The organism is Aquabacterium sp. (assembly GCF_004297345.1).
In the GTDB taxonomy this organism is placed as follows: domain Bacteria; phylum Pseudomonadota; class Gammaproteobacteria; order Burkholderiales; family Burkholderiaceae_C; genus Aquabacterium.
Window position 1 is genome coordinate 1 of the sequence record NZ_SCTN01000161.1, and the last position, 3,157, is coordinate 3,157.

Annotated in this window: 4 protein-coding genes and 1 pseudogene; 1 reads left to right on the top strand and 4 read right to left on the bottom strand. The window is 60.8% G+C overall.

The genetic code is table 11. The features are described from left to right. The 4 genes from EPO09_RS05425 to EPO09_RS05440 form a co-directional block, all read right to left on the bottom strand. Positions 1-1,111, bottom strand: a 1,111-nt coding sequence (locus tag EPO09_RS05425; RefSeq protein WP_290640958.1) for a transporter, incomplete at its 3' end; no start/stop codon positions are given. 202 nt (positions 1,112-1,313) lie between these two features. Then, positions 1,314-1,583 carry an HPr family phosphocarrier protein gene (locus tag EPO09_RS05430; RefSeq protein ID WP_290640960.1) on the bottom strand — a complete coding sequence of 90 codons (270 nt, stop codon included), beginning with the start codon at positions 1,581-1,583 and terminating at the stop codon, positions 1,314-1,316. After that, positions 1,552-2,013: a PTS fructose transporter subunit IIA gene (locus EPO09_RS05435; RefSeq protein WP_290640962.1), complete on the bottom strand. Its 462-nt coding sequence runs from the start codon at positions 2,011-2,013 to the stop codon at positions 1,552-1,554. Before EPO09_RS05435 ends, EPO09_RS05430 begins: the two co-directional genes overlap by 32 nt. 21 nt (positions 2,014-2,034) lie before the next feature. Beyond that, entirely contained in the window at positions 2,035-2,631 is a 597-nt protein-coding gene (locus tag EPO09_RS05440) for a hypothetical protein (protein ID WP_290640964.1), read from the bottom strand. Positions 2,632-2,760: 129 nt separating this feature from the next. Here EPO09_RS05440 and EPO09_RS05445 point away from each other — a divergent pair. Beyond that, positions 2,761-3,157, top strand: a pseudogene (locus tag EPO09_RS05445) (hypothetical protein); the annotation flags it as partial.

Below are 3,157 nucleotides of genomic sequence, written 5' to 3' on the forward strand. Positions count from 1 at the left end.
CGAATTCCTTGAGGAACTTGCCTTCCAGCAGCATCTCGCCGCCGTTCTTCAACCAGCCAATGGCCGGGCCAGCAGCGTTCACGCTGGCCTTGTTGCCATTGATGATTTCCTTGGGGCCACCCAGCGCAGTGATCTGCGCCGAGGTGAAGCCGGTCAGATCCTGGGTGTCCTTGCTCAGCTGGCGTACGAAGTAGCCCTGCAGGCCCACACGCACGTCGTCACTGACGAACTTCATCAGCTGCCAATCCAGGTTGAACATGCTGCCGGAGTAGTAGCCGTTGTCCTTGTTGCGCGTGTTGAAGGACAGCACAGCGCGACCGCCAATGTCCCAGCCATCGCCGATGAAGGCGTATTGCACGGACGGGCGGAAGGTGAAGAAGTTGCCGTAGCCAGCGTTGGCACGCTGCCTGACGTCGTAATCACCAGTGGGCAGAACCAGGGTGGGCGCGAAGGTCACAGCCTGATGATCGCCAATTTCCCAGTGCAAGACTGGCGACACTTCCAGATCACCAATGCCGTAGGTCGAATTGCCAGCAGCAGCAGCACGATCGCCCACACCTTGCTGAATGCTCGCAACAGCTCCGTTGGCCTGAGTAGCCCCTACGGCCCCGGTCAGGTTGGTCACAAACCCGCTGGAGACGTTGATATCCGAAGCCGACAACGCGACCTTTCGACGCACCAACGGCAACATGGCGGTATAGCCCACATTGGCACCCAACAAACGATCCGTACCGAGGAAGGTCACGCGAGGCAGCAAAGCCTGCGTATCTGCCTTGATATTGGTCTTATAGGTGACGGGGGCTCCGTTGGGATAGCCGATTGCATTGAAAAGTCCCGCCTGCCCAGACGGTGGAGGAACGACGGCACTGCTCGTCGCATCCTTGCCGTCGCCACCCTTCAGCTTGTTGGCGTGATACGCGACCATCGGCATCTGCACATACCACCCAGGCACCAGTGGCGTGGTCATGTCGCTGCCGCCAACGCCAGGAGAATAACGCTGCAGGCCGTTTTCTGCCGCCATGGCTTGCGTGGCACCAGCCACTGCCAGAACCAGCACCGAGGCGGTCATCCAGGGCGATGAAGTATGGGAACGATTGCTGTGGCGGGCCATCACGACTCCTTGAAACTATCTGACTGACAAGCGGTTATTTTCAGGTGAGCTCTGGGCCCACTGTCCCGAATGGGGACACCTACTGTGCCTTGCCTCGCACGATCACGGGGGGGTGATGTCTCCAAGTAGCGACACAAAATGTCACACACCCGACCAACATCGGCACGCGTACGCCCGAATGAAGGGGCAGAAAACCTAGGGTTTACTCGCCCTCACCGAACTTGTCGTTGATCAGGGCTGTCAGGGCTTTGCTGGCGTCTTCTTCACGGGCACCATCGCACTCCAGTTCCACGGTGGAACCCAGCCCTGCAGCGAGCATCATCACACCCATGATGCTTTTGGCATTCACGCGGCGGTCATTGCGGCTCATGTGAACCTCGCAGGGGAAGCTGCTGGCCAGCTTGGTCAATTTGGCCGATGCGCGCGCATGCAGGCCCAGCTTATTGCTGATGGTGACGGTGGTCTTGATCATGTGATGTGGGTTGACTGACCTGGTTGTGGGGCCTGCTGGTGGCAATCTGCATGACCCCCTGCGCGCCACCTGCCACCGCACGGGTGATCAGGGTCTCCAGGGGCTCCCCGGCGTAATTCAAGGCCCGCCAGAGCATCGGCACATTGGCCCCGGTGACCACCTTGACGTGGACACCATCGGCCAGTCGCTGAACGCAGTTGCAGGGCGTGGCACCGAACACGTCGGTCAACACCAGCGCCTCACCTCGGGCGTCCCCTTCCAGCGCGCGATTCAAAAAGAGCCGCGCCTGGGCTTCGACTTCGTCGGGGGGCAGGTTGGGCGGCACATCCAGCGCCTGCAAGGACTCGGCGGCCTCCGGGAAGCAATGCTGCGCTGCCAGCTTCAAAGCTGAAGCCAGTGGTGCGTGCGCAATGATGAAAAGGCCTGCCATACAACCTGGATTATCGGCATCTCAGCCGGGAAATTGGAGCCCACGGAAAAAAGCTTCCGCCACATCTTCACTGCTTTGGCCTTTGACGACCACGGCAGGGCGCCACACCGACGCCTGGAACACGGTCATTCCGTGGGAAAAATGCCACGTCCGAATGTCCATGTCCATCGGTCGCCCCAAACCATCTGGGCGCTGAGCCTGGAATTGCCAGCCATGCGCCTGCGGCATCGGCGTCATGCGGGGCACCTGAATCGCCCCCAGATCCTTTTCAACTGGCGCCCCGCTCTGACCTGCCATCTGATTGGCCGCGCCCAGATTGCGACGCATCATCGCCGTCCATTCATCCAAGGCAGGCGGCACCAGCGCCGCATCCGGCAACGTCAGGTAACTCACCGCCCAGGTGCCCTCCTCGGTCTGACAAGACAGCATGTGCATGGCCGCCGGGGTACTCATGCCGGGCCAGGCCATCTCGCGCACATGCGCATCGGGTTTGCAAGGAAACAGCGCGACCAAACCATCGGCAGCCTCCGGCTTCACCTGACGCCAATTCAAAGCCGGCGAGCAAGCTGACGTCAACGCCACGCAGGTCAAAGCCAGCGCCACATGAAGCCTCGTCACAACGCGAAAGCCTGAAGAAAATCTGAACATTTGCTCATTATGCAAAGGACACCACCTCTCACCCATGCGTGGGATGGACAAGCCTTCCGCACACCGACAAGACTGCGACAGTATCAAAAATCGCAGGCCATGAACGCAGTCCCCTCCCGTCCTTCCTATGCACAGCCGTCTGAGGTGCTCGCAGGACCGCAGGGTGAACCTGATGACACTGAACTGGCGCGCTGGCAAGAACTGCTGGGGCAAGTCGGTCGAGAGCTGGCCGAACCGCTGACAGCGGCGCTGGAACGGGTCACAACCCTGACCACCACAGGCCGCATCGATCGCGCCGGCCTGCGCACCTTGCGCGATGAAATTGACCGTGCACGCCAGACTGGCATCTGGTGCCAACAGATCGCGCGCCTGGCCTCTGGCCGGATCCGGCAATCACAAGAGCGCGTTCACCTCACCAACACGATTCAAAGCGTGCTGGCTTATCGGGCGCGCGAGATGCACGCCAAGGGCATCCAGCTCCAGCAATCGCTGCTGC

Excerpts from the sequence above, each read along its gene's own strand:
- EPO09_RS05430 (WP_290640960.1), bottom strand. The coding sequence starts at position 1,583 with ATGATCAAGACCACCGTCACCATCAGCAATAAGCTGGGCCTGCATGCG.
- EPO09_RS05435 (WP_290640962.1), bottom strand. The coding sequence starts at position 2,013 with ATGGCAGGCCTTTTCATCATTGCGCACGCACCACTGGCTTCAGCTTTG.